Genomic DNA, 15,786 nt, shown 5'->3' on the forward strand with positions numbered 1-15,786 from the left:
CTCACCATCGGGCGCTCGCCGCCCGGAAACCATGAACCGATTGACCTCGCGGCTTGCGCCGATGCGATGAAAGCCGGTTTTCGTTTGCTTCGTGTCAGCGCAGGGCCTTGGCCGCGTCTTCCGCGGATGCCGACTGTTGCGCTGCACCGCCGGTCAGCTTGACCTGCAGATTTTCGGTCATGAACTGGGTGCCTGCGGCTACGACGACGTCGCCTGGCTTCAGCCCGTCGGCGACACTGACGCCGTCGGCGGTGAATTCGGCAACCTTGATGGGGCGCGGATGGACCGTGTCGCTGCCGCGGTCGACTGTCCAAACGATCTTCTGGCCGTCCTTTTCAGCAAGCGCGCTGAGCGGGATGGACACCATCTGCTGCCGGCTCGCCACCGAGGCTTCAATGTTGGCGGTCATGCCCAGCAGCACGCGGGGATCATCGGGTAGCGAGACGCGAACGGCAAAGGTACGCGACTGCTGATCGGCGCTGCCGGCCACTTCGCGGACCTTGCCGTCGAGGCTCAGCGCGTCGTCGGACCAGAAGCTCGCCTTGACCGCCTTGCCCGGCTTGAAGGCGGCAATATCCATTTCGGGAACCGCGATCAGCACTTCCTTTTCGCCGTCGACGGCAACGGTCATTACCGGCGTGCCGGCACCGACCACCTGGCCGACATCGGCGCTGATGGATGTGACGATGCCGTTCTCGCTCGCCTTGAGATCGGTATAGACGACCTGGTTCTGCGCTTGGGCAAGCGTCGAGCGGGCGGCATCGCGCGTCGCCACCGCCTGGTTGTAGCTCAGCGTCGCCTGTTCGAGCTGCGACTTGGAGGTGAAGTTCTTGGCAAAAAGCTGCTCGGCGCGCTCCCGCGACAGATCGACCGTCTCGACCTGCCGCTCGGCGGCATCGAGGCTGGCCTTGGCGCTCTTGACCGAAAGCTCGTAGTCGGTGGGATCGATGCGGGCCAAGACATCGCCTGATGTCACATGCTGGCCGATATCGACAAGGCGCTGGGTGACCTTGCCCGAGATGCGAAAGCCGAGATTCATTTCGGTGCGGGCGCGCACCGAGCCGGAATAGTTGAGTTCGCGGCTGTTCTCAGCCTGGCCGATCTCGACCACCTTGACCGGGCGGATGATGTCCTGGACTTCGGTCTTCTCCTGCGAGCAGGCCGCGAGCCCGAGCGTGGCGACGATCAGGCCAGCGACTGGCAGCCTGCTGATGATGGAACTGGACAAAGACACTTTAGCACTCCTGACTGGAGATGAACTTTCGACACCGGCACCCGGTGGGGTGGCGGCTATTTCAAAGCCTTGATCGCATAGTCGATAAGGTCGTCGGGCATCGCCCGGTTGGTCTTGGCAAGGCACTGCGCCACCATCTGCGGGTGGCACAGAATGACGGTGGCGGCGCCGAAGCAGCGCGATGCGATGACCGGATCCTGTTCCCGGAACTCACCGGCCTCGATGCCGTCGCGGATCACCTCCGCGAACAAGTCGTGGATGCTGTCGACATGCTTGTCGATGACGCCCCAGTCGCGTTCGAGCGCAACGATGACCATCTCGTGGACCTTCTGATCGTCGAGCATGACTTCCATCGTCATCTTGTATTGCGCATGCACGTAGCGCCGCAGCCGCTCCTCGGCACTGATCGGCAGCCTAGAGATCTCGTAGGCCATCTTGTAGCTGGCGCCGAGCATCCGGCCGCAGACGGCCTGGTGGATTTCAACCTTGGAGGCAAAGAAACGGTAGATGTTGGCCGGCGACATGCCGAGTTCGCGCGCAATGTCGGCAACGTTGGTCTTGCCGTAACCGTAGTGACGGAACAGGCGCTCGGCGCAGTCGAGAATGCGTGTCACATTCTCCTGTCGGGTGGGGTCGGCCACTATGTTGGCAGCTTCTGACATGGCTCTCTGTCGATTAACGAGTGACGAATTTCAATTTTCGTCAGTCGTAAATCGAAAAAGGTGGGATGTCAACGCTGATTCGACGTACACGTATAATTGGTGACAGATGGTGACAATGTTGGCGGCCGGGCTCCACGCGCTTCGTCATCCTAGGGCGAAGCAAGGAGCGTAGCGACGCGGCGCAGACCCTAGGATCCATGCCGTGACGCATGTCGAATAATGCAGCGATACCAATTAGTTGCGCCGATATACGCCTAACGTCCGCCGCCAGTGATTCTCGATCGCCGGAGTGCTGCCGCAAGGTCACGGCATGGATCCCAGGGTTTCCGCTACGTTGCTTCGCGACTGCTCCACCCTAGGATGACGAAGTCACGCAGGGCCGCGGCAAATTGTCGAGGCCATCGCAAGAGTTGCAGTGTAGTTAAGCCTGCTTCGCCATTTCCCGCAGCCGGAACTTCTGGATCTTGCCGGTCGAGGTCTTCGGGATTTCCGCGAATATCACCGCCTTCGGCACCTTGAAGCGGGCTAGGAGCGCGCGGCAGTGGTCGATGATCTCGGCTTCGGTCGCGGTCTTGCCCGGCTTCAGTTCGACATAGGCGACCGGCACCTCGCCCCATTTCTCGTCGGCCCGCGCAACGACGCCACAGGAGGCAACGGCGGGGTGCTTGTAGAGCGCATCCTCGACCTCGATCGAGGAGATGTTCTCGCCGCCGGATATGATGATGTCCTTGGAGCGGTCCTTGAGCTGGATGTAGCCATCGGCATGCATGACGCCGAGATCGCCGGAGTGGAACCAGCCGCCGGCGAAGGCCTCGTCACTCGCCTTGCGGTTCTTCAGATAGCCCTTCATGACGATGTTGCCGCGGAACATGACCTCGCCGATGGTCTCGCCGTCGGCCGGCGTTTTCTGCATCGTCTCCGGGTCCATCACAGTGAGATCTTCAAGCGCGGCGTAGCGCACGCCTTGCCTTGCCTTCTTGGTGGCCTTCGATCCCTTGTCGAGACCGTCCCAGGCGCCGTGCCACTCGTTGACCACCGCAGGACCATAGGTCTCGGTCAAGCCATAGAGATGGGTGACGGCAAAACCGGCGTCGGCCATGCCCGACAGCACCGCCTCCGGCGGCGGCGCCGCGGCGGTGTTGAAGGTGACGGTCTGCGCGAACTCGCGCTTGTCTTCGTCCTTGGCGTTGATCAGCACCGACATCACAACCGGCGCGCCGCACAGATGCGTGACGCCCTGGTCGGCGATGGCGTCGTAGATCGGCTTCGGCCGCACCCAGCGCAGGCAGACATGGGTGCCGGCCTGCACGGCCAAGGTCCAGGGAAAGCACCAGCCATTGCAGTGGAACATCGGCAGCGTCCACAGATAGACCGCGTGCTTGGCCATGCCGGCATGGATGGTGTTGGTGTAGGCCATCAGGGCCGCGCCGCGATGGTGATAGACGACGCCCTTCGGATTGCCCGTGGTGCCGGAGGTGTAGTTGAGCGATATGGCGTCCCATTCGTCGTCGGGCATCGACCAGGCGAAATCCTCGTCGCCGCCGGCGACAAACTCCTCATAGTCGAGCGCGCCGAGCCGTTCGCCCTTGGGATAGGGCGCATCGGTGGCGTATTCGGGATCGTCATAGTCGATGACCAGCGGCTTTGCTCTGGCCAACGCCAGCGCCTCCCTGACGACAGCAGAGAATTCGCGGTCGACGATGAGCACCTTGGTTTCGGCATGGTCGAGTTGGAAGGCGATGACCGCGGCATCGAGGCGTGTGTTGAGCGAATGCAGCACCGCCTTGGTCATCGGCACGCCGAAATGCGCCTCAAGCATTGGCGGCGTGTTGGACAGCATGACAGTGACGGTATCGCCCTTGCCGATGCCGCGCTTTGAGAGCGCCGAGGCAAGCTTCAACGAGCGGCGCCAGAAATCGCGATAGGTGGTGCGCTGGCGGCCATGGATGATGGCGACATGGTCGGGATAGGTCCTGGCCGCCCGCTCCAGATAGGTGAGCGGCGTCAGCGGCTGGTGGTTAGCCGCGTTCTTGTCGAGATCCTGTTCATAGGGATTGCCCATCCCGTCCTCCCCAATGTCTTCCTTGTGACGTTCTAATCACAGGCTCGGGCCGCGTCACCACCAACGATGCCACGAGAGTGCGCATTTGGCACAATGATGTTCTGGATTCAGCTGATGAAGGGGCATCGTATACCTCGGCTCGGTTTGACTTTTGTCGAGAGCCGTGAATAATGTCAGAGAGGAGATGGCATGGCGATCCGACCGGCAGAACAGCTTATCCACAAAGCCGCCTGGCTTTACTACGCCCACGGCCTGCGTCAGGACCAGGTGGCCAGCCAGCTCAAGATTTCCCGTGCCTCGGTCGCCATGTATCTGCGCAAGGCGCGCGAGACCGGCATTGTCAACATCTCGACCTCGACCCAACTTTTCACCGATGATGTGCTGGCGCGCAAGCTCGAAGACGCGCTGAAGCTCGACGCCGTCTGGATTGCGCCGGAAAACGACTATGTCATCGATCCGTCGACCGACATTGCGGTGCTGGCGGCGAGCGTCTTTCTCGAACTGGTCAAGAAGGGCGATCGCATCGGCGTCGCCTGGGGACGGACCGTCTACACGATCGCCGACATCATGTCCTATGCCGACCTGCAGGATGTCACCGTGGTGCAGCTGTGCGGCAATCTCGGCGCCCCCTATTCCTACCGGCCGGACCAATGCACGATGGAAATCGCCCGCCGGCTCAACGCCAAGGGCATCAATTTCTATGCGCCACTGGTGCTGACGACGGAGGAGCTGGCGCGCGGCCTGCGTGCCGAGCCGGTGATCCGCGAGCAGTTGGCGAGCATTCATGAATGCGACCTGGCGCTGTTCTCGGTCGGCACCGTCGACGCCGACAGTCATGTCGTCAAATGCGGTGCGCTGACCGTCGACGAGATGGGCGCGTTGCGTAAGGCGGGTGCTGCCGGCGTCATCGCCGGGCAGATCATCGACGCCAAGGGCAAGGCGCTCGACTGCAGCTACAACCGTCGCGTCATTTCGGCGGAGCTGTCATCGCTGCGCGCCATCGAAAAGCGCCTGATGGTCGTCCAGGAAGACAGCAAGTTCGACCCGCTCATCGCGGCGATGACTGGCGGGCTCTGCACGCATCTTGTGGTCGGCGCGCGCATGGCGCGGCGGCTGCTCGACCATGCACAAAAGGCCTCCTAGCAAACGAAATCATTGCAGCCGGCGCATTGTCATCAAAGCGTCGCGGCATTCCTGTTCACAGCAACAAAGAGATGAAAGCGGACGAAAGCGACTATGAAGAATTTGTGGAATGACGGTGACGCGGAGAAGCTGGTTGCCGACTATGCGAAGAAGGGCGTCAGCCGCGATCTGGCACTGCGCGTCTACACGACGCGGCTCTTGGGCGGCGAGCCGCGGCTGGTGCTGCATGGCGGCGGCAACACCTCCTGCAAGACCAAGGCCACCGATCTCGTCGGCGACGAATGGGACGTGCTGTGCGTCAAGGGCAGCGGCTGGGACATGGGCGTCATCGAGCCGCAGGGCCTGCCGGCGGTGAAGCTCAACGCGCTGCTCCGGGCGCGGTCGCTGAGCAAGCTTGCCGATGAGGATATGGTCGCGCTGCAGCGGGTGAACCTGATCGACCCATCCTCGCCCAACCCTTCGGTCGAGACGCTGCTGCACGCCTTCCTGCCGCACAAATTCGTCGACCACACCCATTCGACCGCCATTCTGGCCATCGTCGACCAGGAGGACGGCGAACCGCTGGTGAAGAAAGTGTTCGGCGCCAGGATGGGTTATGTCCCCTACATCATGCCGGGCTTCGACCTGGCCAAGGTGGCCGCTGACATCTTCGACGCCGACCCGACAGTCGAAGGACTGATCCTCGACAAGCATGGCATCTTCACCTTCGGCGACGATGCCAAGCAGGCCTACGACCGCATGATCCACTATGTGAATGTCGCCGAAGACTATACCGCCAAACACGGCAAGCCGCGCACCGAGAAAGTGGCGCTGCCGGCTAGGCTGGCGACAGCAGCCGATATTGCGTCGACGCTGCGCGGCGCGGTGGCGGTTGCGCGCGGCGAAGGCCGCTTCGACCGTATGATCAGCGATTTCCGCACCTCGGATGCCATCGTCGATTTCATCAACTCGGCCAAGATCGCCGACTATGCCGAACGCGGTGTGTCGACCCCCGACCTGTCGATCCGCATCAAGACCGGGCCGATGGCGCTGCCTGCGCCCGACGCCGACAAGATCGGCGACTACAAAGCGATCATCCGCAGTCACGTCGAGACCTTCGCCAGGGACTATCGCGCCTATTTCGAAACCAATGACGCGCTCGACGACGTCAAGCGCACCATGCTCGACCAGATGCCGCGGCTGACGCTGGTGCCGGGCCTCGGCATGTTCGGCCATGGCCGCACGCTGAAGGATGCGAAGATCGCCTCCGACGTCGGCGAGATGTGGATCGAAGCGGTGCGCGGCGCCGAAGCCGTCGGCAATTTCCATCCACTGTCCAAAGCCGATCTGTTCCCGCTCGAATACTGGTCGCTGGAACAGGCCAAGCTCGCCTCCAACAAGCCGAAGCCGCTGACCGGCCAGGTGGTGCTGATCACCGGCGGCGCCGGCGCTATCGGCGCCGCAACGGCCAAGCTGTTCGCCGCCAATGGCGCCCATGCGGTCGTCGTCGATCTCGACGCGGCAAAGGCGGCGGAAGCAGCCAAGCAGGCCGGCAACAATTCGATCGGCGTTGGCGCCGACATTACCGACCCCAAGCAGATGCGCGCCGCCTTCGACAAGGCCGTCGCCATCTATGGCGGCGTCGACATCCTGGTTTCGAATGCGGGAGCTGCCTGGGAAGGCAGGATCGGCGAGCTCGACGACGCTCTCCTGCGCAAGAGCTTTGAGCTGAATTTCTTCGCCCACCAGTCGGCGGCGCAGAACGCGGTGCGCGTCATGCTCGAACAGGGCACTGGCGGCGTGCTTTTGTTCAACACCTCCAAACAAGCGGTCAATCCCGGTCCGAAGTTCGGCGCCTATGGCATCCCGAAGGCGGCGACGCTGTTCCTGTCCAGGCAGTACGCTCTCGACTACGGCGCCCATGGCATCCGTTCGAATGCCGTCAACGCCGATCGCATCCGCTCGGGGCTGTTGACCGATGCCATGATCGCCAGCCGCTCGGGCGCACGCGGCGTCTCCGAGAAGGAATACATGTCCGGCAATCTGCTCGGGCAGGAAGTGACGGCCGAGGACGTCGCCCAGGCCTTCCTGCATCAGGCGCTGGCCGACCGGACCACCGCCGATGTGACGACGGTGGACGGCGGCAACATCGCGGCGGCGATGCGCTAAAAGCAAGAAAATACCGCAACGACGAAGAGCGCCCCCAGGGGCCGCTCTTTTCTTTTGCGCTCGAACCAGGGCTGTCTTGGAATGGTCGCTGTGGAGCCATCAAAAACCCCGCTTCGGACCGATTGTTTGGTCTTTAGCTCTAAACCTTTTTGGAGACATTGATGGTTGCGAAAAGACTGCGCATTGCCGTGCTGTTCGGCGGGCGCTCGGCCGAGCATGACGTGTCGGTGCTTTCGGCGACGAATGTGATGCGCGCGCTCGACCCTGCCCGGTATGACGCGGTGCCGATCTTCATCACTCGCGACGGAATTTGGCTGCTGAGCTCATTCGAGGACGGCACACTGTCGAAGCCGGAAAGCGGGACGGAAGTTTGCCTCGTGCCCGGTGGACATGGGCGGATAATCGCACTTCCTGCCGGCGGCTCAGCCTATGATCTGCCGAAGATCGATATCCTGTTTCCAGTCCTGCATGGACTGTATGGCGAGGACGGCTCGGTGCAGGGGCTTGCCGAAGTCGCCCGCGTGCCGCTTGTCGGATGCGGCATCCTCGGTTCGGCGGTCGCGTTGGACAAGGACATCGCCAAGCGGCTGCTGAAGGCGGCTGGGGTGCCGGTCGCACGCTCGGTGACGATCCACGACGGCGACGCCCCTTCCCTCGCCGCACTCGAGGACGAACTCGGCCTGCCGCTGTTCATCAAACCGGCGCGGCAGGGATCGTCCGTCGGCGTCGGAAAGGTCAATGCCAGCCAGGAATTCGATCGAGCGCTGGCTGAGGCTTTCCGGCACGATCGCAAGTTGCTGGCAGAGGAATTCGTTCGTGGCCGCGAGATTGAATACAGCGTGCTGGAAGACGTCGCAGGCAATCTATTCGTCTCGCGGCCGGGCGAGATCGTGCCGGCGGAAAGCCACGGCTTCTATAACTACAATGCCAAATACATCGACGAGAATGGCGCCGCACTGATCGTGCCAGCCGAACTGCCGCCTGAAGTCGAGGCAGGCATGCGCGACATGGCCGCCAAGGCTTTCAGAGCCGTCGGTTGCGACGGCATGGCGCGCGTCGATTTCTTCCTGATGCCGGACATGCAATTCCTGGTCAACGAGATCAACACCATCCCGGGCTTCACCGACATCAGCATGTATTCCAAGGCGATGGCGGCAAGCGGTGTCAGCTATGCCGCGATCATCGACCGCCTGGTGGAGCACGGGTTGGCGCGCGCCGGGCGATCGGGCTGAGAGCGAAATCCGCAACGCACAAAACAAAAGAGCGGCCCGAGAGCCGCTCTTTCTTTTGCTGGTGAGCCAGGAACTATTTGGCGTTCGGGTTCGGCATCCAGGCCGGCATGGCGACATCGGCATGGGCGAACTGCGGCAGCTTGGCCGACAGGTCTTCCATGTTCTTGATGTCCTTGTCGATCAGGTCCTTCTGGGTGATCAGCGTCGGCGGCACGATGACATTGTGGCCGGGGTCTTCACCGGCGAGCAGCTGCGCCAGCGCGCGCACCGAAACCTGGCCGACGACGGCCGGATTGGTGGCGGCGGTTGCCGCCCAGGCGCTGTCGGGCTCGCGCATTGCGGCGATATCGGAGGTGGAGATGTCGGCCGAATAGATCTTGATGTCCTTGTTCAGGCTCGCCTCGTCGACGGCGATCTTCACGCCCTTGGCGAATTCATCATAGGGGGCGAACATCACCTTGATATCGGGGTGGGCCGACAGCACCGAGCGCGCCTGGTTGGCGACCGAATTGGCGATCGGGTTGTCGAGCGTGCCGAACATGGCGACTTCGTTGATGCCGGCATGCTTCTTCTTGACGTCGACCCAGGTCTCGTTGCGGCGGTCGAGCGGGGCGATGCCGGCGACATAGACATAGCCGGCCTTCCAGCTGTCGCCATTGTCCTTGACCGCCTGTTCGAGCGCGAGGCGTGCAAGGTCGCGGTCGGATTGTTCGACCTGCGGGATTTTGGGGTTTTCGACATTGACGTCGAAGGCGACGACCTTGATGCCGGCGTCGACCGCGCGCTGGGCGGCGTCCTTCATCGATTCGGTCAGGCCGTGCTGGATGATGATGCCCTGGACGCCGAGCGCGATGGCCTGGTCGACCATGTCGGCCTGCAGCGCCGCATCCTGGCGGCTGTCGAGCACGCGCAGGTCGACGCCGAGCGCCTTGGACTGCGCCTCGACGCCCGAGAGATAGGCTTGGAAGAAATCGCCGGTCGAGAGATAGCGGACCAGCGCGATCTTGACGCCCGGCTTGTCGAACGGTGCCGGCTTGTCGGCGGCCAGCGCAGGGACCTGCATCAGCATGGTTGCGCCGGCAAGCCCGAGCGCTGCCATTCCTAGAAGTCTTCTTGTGATCTTCATTTTGTTTCCTCCACTTGTTGAACTCAAAAGTCCCGGTCGAATCCTATCGCCTGCCCCTGCCGGAAAGGGCGAAGGTGAAGACAAGGGCGACCACGAGAACCACGCCCTTGACGAAATCCTGCGTGTAATAGGGCGCGTTCATCATGGTCAGGCCTTGCAGCAAGATACCGACGAACAGCGCGCCGACGGCGGTGCCGAAGGCGTTCGGCTTGGCGGCCCCAAGGACCGCGTAGCCGATGAGCGCCGCGGCAACAGCATCGAGCAGCAGATTATTACCCGAGGCGATGTCGCCGCGTCCAAGCCGGGCAGCGAGCAAAATGCCGCCGATCGAGGCAAAAACTCCTGAAATGACGTAGGCCCAGATTTTGTATGCCTTGACAGGCGCGCCGGCGAGTTCGGCGGCGCGCTCATTGGAGCCGACCGCATACATCATGCGGCCGAAACGGGTGTATTCGAGAAAGAACCAGATCAGCACGGCCAACACGATCAGGACCACGACCGACACGGGAATGAGGTTCGGGATGAAGAAATCGAAGCGGTGGCGGCCGAGGGCCAGGAAGGCGTCGGAGAACTTGCCGTTGGCGACCGAACCGTCGGGCATGGTCATGCCGGTGGCGATCGAGCGTCCCTCGGTCGGGATACGCTGCAGGCCGACAAGCAGGAACATCATGCCGAGCGTCGCCAGCAGATCAGGCACGCGCATATAGACGATCAGCCAGCCATTGATAAGGCCGACGACGGCGCCGATCAGCAGGCAGACGATGACCGCGACAAGAGCGTTCTGTTCCAGCACCACCATGACATAGGCGGCCGCCATCATGGCGGAGGTGGCGACCGAGCCGATCGACAGGTCGAAGCCGCCGACGACCAAAGTGGCGGTGACGCCGAGCGCCAGCACGCCGGTGATGGCCACCGACTGGAAGATGAAGACGGCACTTTGCGGCGAAACGAAACCGTCGGCGGCGATCGCGAAATAGGCGACCAGCCCGAACAGCAGGACGATGAAACCATAGCGAATGGCGTAGTCGCGCAGCGTCATTCAGCGCTCCCGCGCGCCGTCTTCACAGAACTCAAACCCATACGCTCCATTCCAATTCTCATCGTCGGTTCTTTGCTCATGCCGCGCTGTGCAGCGGCCCTCCGGCGACCTCGGCCAGCAGGCGATCGAGATCGATGTCGGCGTTGCGGTGCTCGCCGACGATCGTCTGCTCCGACATCACCAGGATGCGGTCGGCCGTCTCCAGCGCTTCATCGAGTTCGGTGACGAACAGCAGCGTCGCGCGGCCATTGGCGCTTGCCCTGAGCTTGGCGGCGATATCGCGCCTGGCGGAAATGTCGACGCCCTGAAACGGCTCGTCGAGAATGAACAGCTTGGCATTCTGCGCCATCCAGCGGGCGACCATCACCTTTTGCTGGTTGCCGCCCGAGAGAGACGCCATGTCGTCCTTCTCGGAGCGGCAGACAATGCCGAGTTCCTGGACCTGCCGGCGGGCAATGGTGCGTTCGAGGCGACGCCTGAGCACACCGAAATGCGACATCCGCTTGTGGAATGGCAGGCTGATGTTTTCCTGGATGTTGAAGCCGCCGACAATGCCGCTTTCGCCGCGGTCCTTGGCGACGAGAAATACGCCGGCGGCAATCGCTTCGCCCGTCGACGCGGGCGCATAGGGTTTGCCGTTCAACACCATGGTGCCGGAGAGCGGCTTGCGCACGCCAAACAGAGTCTCGGCGAGCGCCGTCTTGCCGACGCCGACGAGGCCGGTGATGGCAACCACCTCGCCATCGCCGAGCGTCAGCGAGAACGGCCGCGTGCCCTGGGCAAGGCGCATCCCCTCGATGGTCAGGACAGCATTGGCCGAGTGCCTGGCAACGATCTGGTCGAGATGGATCTTGCGGCCGAGCATGGCGTTGATGGCGCCTTCATAGTCGAGCGGCTTCCTGTCGAAGGCGCCGCTGATCAACCCGTCGCGCATCGAGACGATGCGGTCGGCAAGCCGCCTGATGTCCGACATGCGGTGCGAGATGTAGAGGATCGCCACGCCTTGCTCGCGCAACCGGTCGAGCAGCGCGAACAGCCGGTCGGCCTCGGCGCTGGACAGCGAGGAGGTCGGCTCGTCGAGGATCAACACTTTCGGCTGGTGCGCCATGGCGCGGGCGATCGCCACCATCTGGCGGTCGGCCAGAGACAGGTCGCTGATACGTGCCCTAAGGTCGATGACCAGCCCCATGCGGTCGGCGACGGCCTTGGCCTCGCGGCGCACCCGGCCTGGATTGAACAGGGTCGGCACGCCGCTGCCGGTCAACCTGTCGAGCGTCAGATTGGTGGCGACGTCGAGATCGGCGACGACGCCGTCATTGATGTTCTGGTGAACGGTGACGACACCGGCGCGGATCGCTTCCGCCGGGGTCTTCGGCGCAAAGTCGCGACCGGCGAGGCGCATCGTGCCGCCGCCGTGGTCGTAGACGCCGCTGATGATCTTGACGAGGGTGGATTTGCCGGCGCCGTTGGCGCCCATCAGCACGGTGATTTCGCCGGCATGCAATTCGACCGAGACGCCGCCAAGCACCTCGATATGGCCAAAGGATTTCCTCAGGCCGTCCACGCGGAACACGGCATCATTGCCCATTCGTTCCTCCCTGATCGTGACGCTATGGGCTCAATCGGCAATTGTCAACACGATTGACAATTGCCAGATGGCTTCCTAGCTTGGCCCGGCCGCCATGGCTCCGCTATGATCGGAGCACATCAGCGCGAGGGTGAGGAATGACTGGGAAATTGCCGTTCGAAGCATTGTCGGTGGAGACGCTTTCGACGCGCCTTGGCGCCAACGAAGCGCTGTGCGCACGCATCGGCAAGGACACGAGCGCCTGGAAGGTCCGCGAGGTCGGCGACGGCAATCTCAACCTGGTCTTCATCGTCGAAGGCGCAACCGGGGCTGCCGTGGTCAAGCAGGCGCTGCCCTATGTCCGCCTGGTCGGCGACAGCTGGCCGCTGCCGCTGAAGCGTTCGTTCTTCGAATATCACGCGCTGACCAGGCAGGAGCGCCGAGCGCCCGGCTCGGTGCCGGCGATCTACCATTTCGACGAAGGCCAGGCGCTGATCGTCATGGAGTATATGGCGCCGCCGCACATCATCTTGCGCCGCGCCCTGATCGAAGGCCGTCAGCTGCCGAACATCGCGCGCGACATCGGCCTGTTCATGGCTCGCACCTTGTTTCGCGGCTCCGACCTCTCGATGGCCGCCAAGGAGCGCAAGGCGGATCTGGCGCTGTTCGCCGACAATGTCGAACTCTGCGACATCACCGAGAACCTGGTGTTCACCGACCCCTATTTCGACGCCAAGATGAACCGGCATACCTCGCCGCAGCTCGACGGCCTGGTCGCCGAATTGCGTGCCGACCGCGATCTCAAGGTCGAGGCGCAGCGGCTGAAGCATTTGTTCGCCGCCAATGCCGAGACACTGCTGCACGGCGACCTCCATTCCGGCTCGATCATGGTCACCGACACCGAGACCCGGATGATCGATCCGGAGTTCGCCTTCTACGGTCCGATGGCTTTTGACGTCGGCATGCTGCTCGCCAATTTCTGGATGTCGCTCTTTTCGCAACGCGGCCATGAGCAAAAGGAAAAACGCGACGCCATGCGCGCCTATCTGCTCGAGGTCACAGCCCAGACATGGTCGGTGTTCCGCGCGGAGTTCTCGCATCTGTGGCGCACCGAGCGCACCGGCATGCTCTACCAGACGAGCCTGTTCGAGGATCAGGGCGACAGGCTTGGTGCCGAGCAGGCGCTCGACCATGTGCTGCATCAGGTCTGGACCGACCTGCTGGGCTTCGCCGGCATCGAGGTTCACCGGCGCATCCTCGGCCTCGCCCATAACGCCGATTTCGAGACCATTGAAGACGAGGATCTGCGCGCCAGTTGCGAGGCGAAGGCGCTGAAATTCGGCCGTCACATCGCCGTCAACCGGCGCCAGATACACAGCATCGACGAGGTCAACCAATTGGCGGCGCTGATCGAGCAGGAGAGCAGCATTTGAACGTCGGCGACTGCCACTATCGCACCATCTGGCCCTCCGACGACGGGCGTTCGGTGGAGATCATCGACCAGCGCTGGCTGCCGCATGATTTCCGCATCGAGAAGATCGGCAGCGTCGCCGGTATCGCCACCGCCATCCGCGACATGTGGGTGCGCGGCGCGCCGCTGATCGGCGTCACCGCCGCCTATGGCGTTGCCATGCAGATGCAAGACAACCCATCGGATGCGGCGCTCGACGCGGTCTGGGAGACCTTGCACGAGACCCGCCCGACGGCGATCAATCTGCGCTGGGCGCTCGACGAGATGCGGCGCGTCCTGCGGCCGCTGCCGCCAGCACAACGCGCGGAGGCCGCCTACCGGCGCGCGGCCGAGATCGCCGACGAAGATGTCGGCCTCAACCGCGCCATCGGCGCCAACGGGCTCGAGATCATCAAGGCGATCGCGGTACGCAAGCAGAAGGGCGAGACGGTCAACATCCTCACCCATTGCAACGCCGGCTGGCTGGCCACCGTCGATTACGGCACCGCCACCGCGCCGATCTATCTGGCTGTCGAGGCTGGCATTCCCGTGCACGTCTATGTCGACGAGACGAGGCCGCGCAACCAGGGCGCCCAGCTGACCGCATGGGAGATGGCCGGCCATGGCGTGCCGCACACGCTGATCGTCGACAATGCCGGCGGCCATCTGATGCAGCGCGGCGAGATCGACATGGTCATCGTCGGCACCGACCGCACTACGGCCGACGGCGATGTCTGCAACAAGATCGGCACCTATCTCAAGGCGCTCGCCGCCGCCGACAATGACGTGCCGTTCTATGTCGCGCTGCCGTCACCGACCATCGACTGGACGGTGCATGACGGACTGGCCGATATCCCGATCGAACAGCGCTCGCCCGACGAGGTCTCGCTGGTCTGGGGCAAGACATCAGATGGCAAGATCGCGCAGGTCCGCGTGTCGCCAGAAACGACGCCGGCGGCAAACCCGGCCTTCGACGTGACGCCGGCGCGGCTGGTCACCGGATTGATCACCGAACGCGGCGTGGCCAAAGCCTCGCGCGAGGGGTTGAAGGCGATGTTTCCCGAGCGCGGGTAATCCCCCCCCTCGAGGGGGAGATGGCCGCAAAGCGGCCAGAGGGGGTCCTCTCACGTAGATCGCCGACGTCGTCTTTCGTCACGAAGGCGTCGGCGCTTCACGCGCGGCGACCCCCTCTGTCGCCTTCGGCGACATCTCCCCCTCGAGGGGGGAGATTAGCGCTCGTCGACAATTGACAACACCGCCCCGCCCTTCCATATGACCATCGTCAATGTTCTCAGGGCGGGGTGAAAGTCCCCACCGGCGGTAAGGGTTTCGGCCCAAGCCCGCGAGCGCTTTCCGCTTAAACGGAAAGGTCAGCAGATCCGGTGTGATTCCGGAGCCGACGGTTAAAGTCCGGATGGAAGAGAACGAAACGGAAGACGGCCCGCTTTTCGCGGGCTCAATCCGTATCGTGCGTCCTGATTCTGGTTCGAAACGGAAGGATGGACCCATGAATCAGCATTCCCGCAAAGACTATGAAACCGTTCGTATTGCCGTCATTCGCGCGCGCTGGCACGCCGATATCGTCGACCAATGCGTAAAATCCTTCGAGGCGGAACTGGCCGTGCTCGGGGAAAACCACTTTGCCGCCGATGTCTTCGACGTGCCGGGCGCCTATGAGATACCGCTGCACGCCAAGACCCTGGCCGAGACCGGCCGCTATGCCGCGATCCTCGGTGTCGCCTTCGTCGTCAATGGCGGCATCTACCGGCATGAATTCGTCGCCAGTGCCGTCATCGACGGCATGATGAATGTGCAGCTGTCGACCGGCGTGCCGGTGCTTTCAGCGGTGCTGACTCCACTCAACTACCATGACAGTGCGGAGCACCACCGCTTCTTCTTCGAGCACTTCACGGTCAAAGGCAAAGAGGCAGCCAATGCCTGCGTGCAGATCCTTGCTGCGCGCGAACAGATCGCGGCGTGAGCCCCATCAAAGGCTGAAAATGCGATTTCGGAACGGATTTCAGCGCTGCAACAAGAATTGCGGCCGCAAAAGCGTCTAACGGTTGCGATTGCGGTGAAATCCGGCCAGAAGCATCGACGGGCTGAACGGCAAGCGGACAGCC

12 protein-coding genes and 1 riboswitch are annotated in these 15,786 nt (G+C 62.9%); of the genes, 6 read left to right on the forward strand and 6 right to left on the reverse strand.

All coding sequences use genetic code 11. From position 1 onward, the window contains the following. Positions 1 to 94: 94 nt before the first annotated feature. From AC1DXN_RS02690 to AC1DXN_RS02700, 3 genes are all read right to left on the reverse strand, one after another. Positions 95 to 1,234: an efflux RND transporter periplasmic adaptor subunit gene (locus AC1DXN_RS02690; RefSeq protein ID WP_477271619.1), complete on the reverse strand. Its 1,140-nt coding sequence runs from the start codon at positions 1,232 to 1,234 to the stop codon at positions 95 to 97. Between the two features lie 56 nt (positions 1,235 to 1,290). Next, complete coding sequence (locus AC1DXN_RS02695) at positions 1,291 to 1,896, reverse strand: TetR/AcrR family transcriptional regulator (protein ID WP_477243296.1); 606 nt, start codon at positions 1,894 to 1,896, stop codon at positions 1,291 to 1,293. A 421-nt stretch (positions 1,897 to 2,317) separates the two neighbouring features. Beyond that, positions 2,318 to 3,958 carry an acyl-CoA synthetase gene (locus tag AC1DXN_RS02700; protein WP_477271617.1) on the reverse strand — a complete coding sequence of 547 codons (1,641 nt, stop codon included), beginning with the start codon at positions 3,956 to 3,958 and terminating at the stop codon, positions 2,318 to 2,320. Positions 3,959 to 4,147: 189 nt separating this feature from the next. Between AC1DXN_RS02700 and AC1DXN_RS02705 the strand changes: the two genes are divergently transcribed. The 3 genes from AC1DXN_RS02705 (at position 4,148) to AC1DXN_RS02715 (ending at position 8,481) form a co-directional block, all read left to right on the forward strand. After that, on the forward strand, positions 4,148 to 5,101 hold the full coding sequence (locus AC1DXN_RS02705) for a sugar-binding transcriptional regulator (protein WP_477243292.1): 954 nt from the start codon (positions 4,148 to 4,150) through the stop codon (positions 5,099 to 5,101). A gap of 93 nt (positions 5,102 to 5,194) precedes the next feature. Further along, positions 5,195 to 7,249, forward strand: a complete 2,055-nt coding sequence (locus AC1DXN_RS02710) for a bifunctional aldolase/short-chain dehydrogenase (protein WP_477271615.1) — start codon at positions 5,195 to 5,197, stop codon at positions 7,247 to 7,249. Between the two features lie 161 nt (positions 7,250 to 7,410). Continuing rightward, on the forward strand, positions 7,411 to 8,481 hold the full coding sequence (locus AC1DXN_RS02715; RefSeq protein ID WP_477271613.1) for a D-alanine--D-alanine ligase family protein: 1,071 nt from the start codon (positions 7,411 to 7,413) through the stop codon (positions 8,479 to 8,481). A gap of 73 nt (positions 8,482 to 8,554) precedes the next feature. On the opposite strand, the gene AC1DXN_RS02720 is transcribed toward AC1DXN_RS02715, so the two are convergent. From AC1DXN_RS02720 to AC1DXN_RS02730, 3 genes are all read right to left on the reverse strand, one after another. Then, positions 8,555 to 9,607, reverse strand: coding sequence for a substrate-binding domain-containing protein (locus tag AC1DXN_RS02720; protein WP_477271611.1), 1,053 nt, complete (start codon positions 9,605 to 9,607; stop codon positions 8,555 to 8,557). Positions 9,608 to 9,650: 43 nt separating this feature from the next. After that, a complete protein-coding gene (locus tag AC1DXN_RS02725; RefSeq protein WP_477271609.1) occupies positions 9,651 to 10,646 on the reverse strand; it encodes an ABC transporter permease in 996 nt (331 codons plus the stop codon). 76 nt (positions 10,647 to 10,722) lie between these two features. After that, positions 10,723 to 12,234 carry a sugar ABC transporter ATP-binding protein gene (locus AC1DXN_RS02730; RefSeq protein ID WP_477271607.1) on the reverse strand — a complete coding sequence of 504 codons (1,512 nt, stop codon included), beginning with the start codon at positions 12,232 to 12,234 and terminating at the stop codon, positions 10,723 to 10,725. 137 nt (positions 12,235 to 12,371) lie between these two features. Between AC1DXN_RS02730 and mtnK the strand changes: the two genes are divergently transcribed. The 3 genes from mtnK (at position 12,372) to AC1DXN_RS02745 (ending at position 15,644) form a co-directional block, all read left to right on the forward strand. Next, on the forward strand, positions 12,372 to 13,646 hold the full coding sequence (gene mtnK, locus AC1DXN_RS02735; RefSeq protein ID WP_477271605.1) for an S-methyl-5-thioribose kinase: 1,275 nt from the start codon (positions 12,372 to 12,374) through the stop codon (positions 13,644 to 13,646). Then, complete coding sequence (mtnA, locus tag AC1DXN_RS02740; protein ID WP_477271603.1) at positions 13,643 to 14,737, forward strand: S-methyl-5-thioribose-1-phosphate isomerase; 1,095 nt, start codon at positions 13,643 to 13,645, stop codon at positions 14,735 to 14,737. Before mtnK ends, mtnA begins: the two co-directional genes overlap by 4 nt. Positions 14,738 to 14,946: 209 nt before the next feature. After that, a riboswitch (FMN riboswitch) is annotated at positions 14,947 to 15,093 on the forward strand. Positions 15,094 to 15,170: 77 nt separating this feature from the next. Further along, positions 15,171 to 15,644, forward strand: a complete 474-nt coding sequence (locus AC1DXN_RS02745) for a 6,7-dimethyl-8-ribityllumazine synthase (RefSeq protein ID WP_477271601.1) — start codon at positions 15,171 to 15,173, stop codon at positions 15,642 to 15,644. The last annotated feature ends 142 nt before the right edge of the window (positions 15,645 to 15,786 follow it).

The sequence above is a fragment of the Mesorhizobium sp. P2_H9 genome (assembly GCF_056403215.1).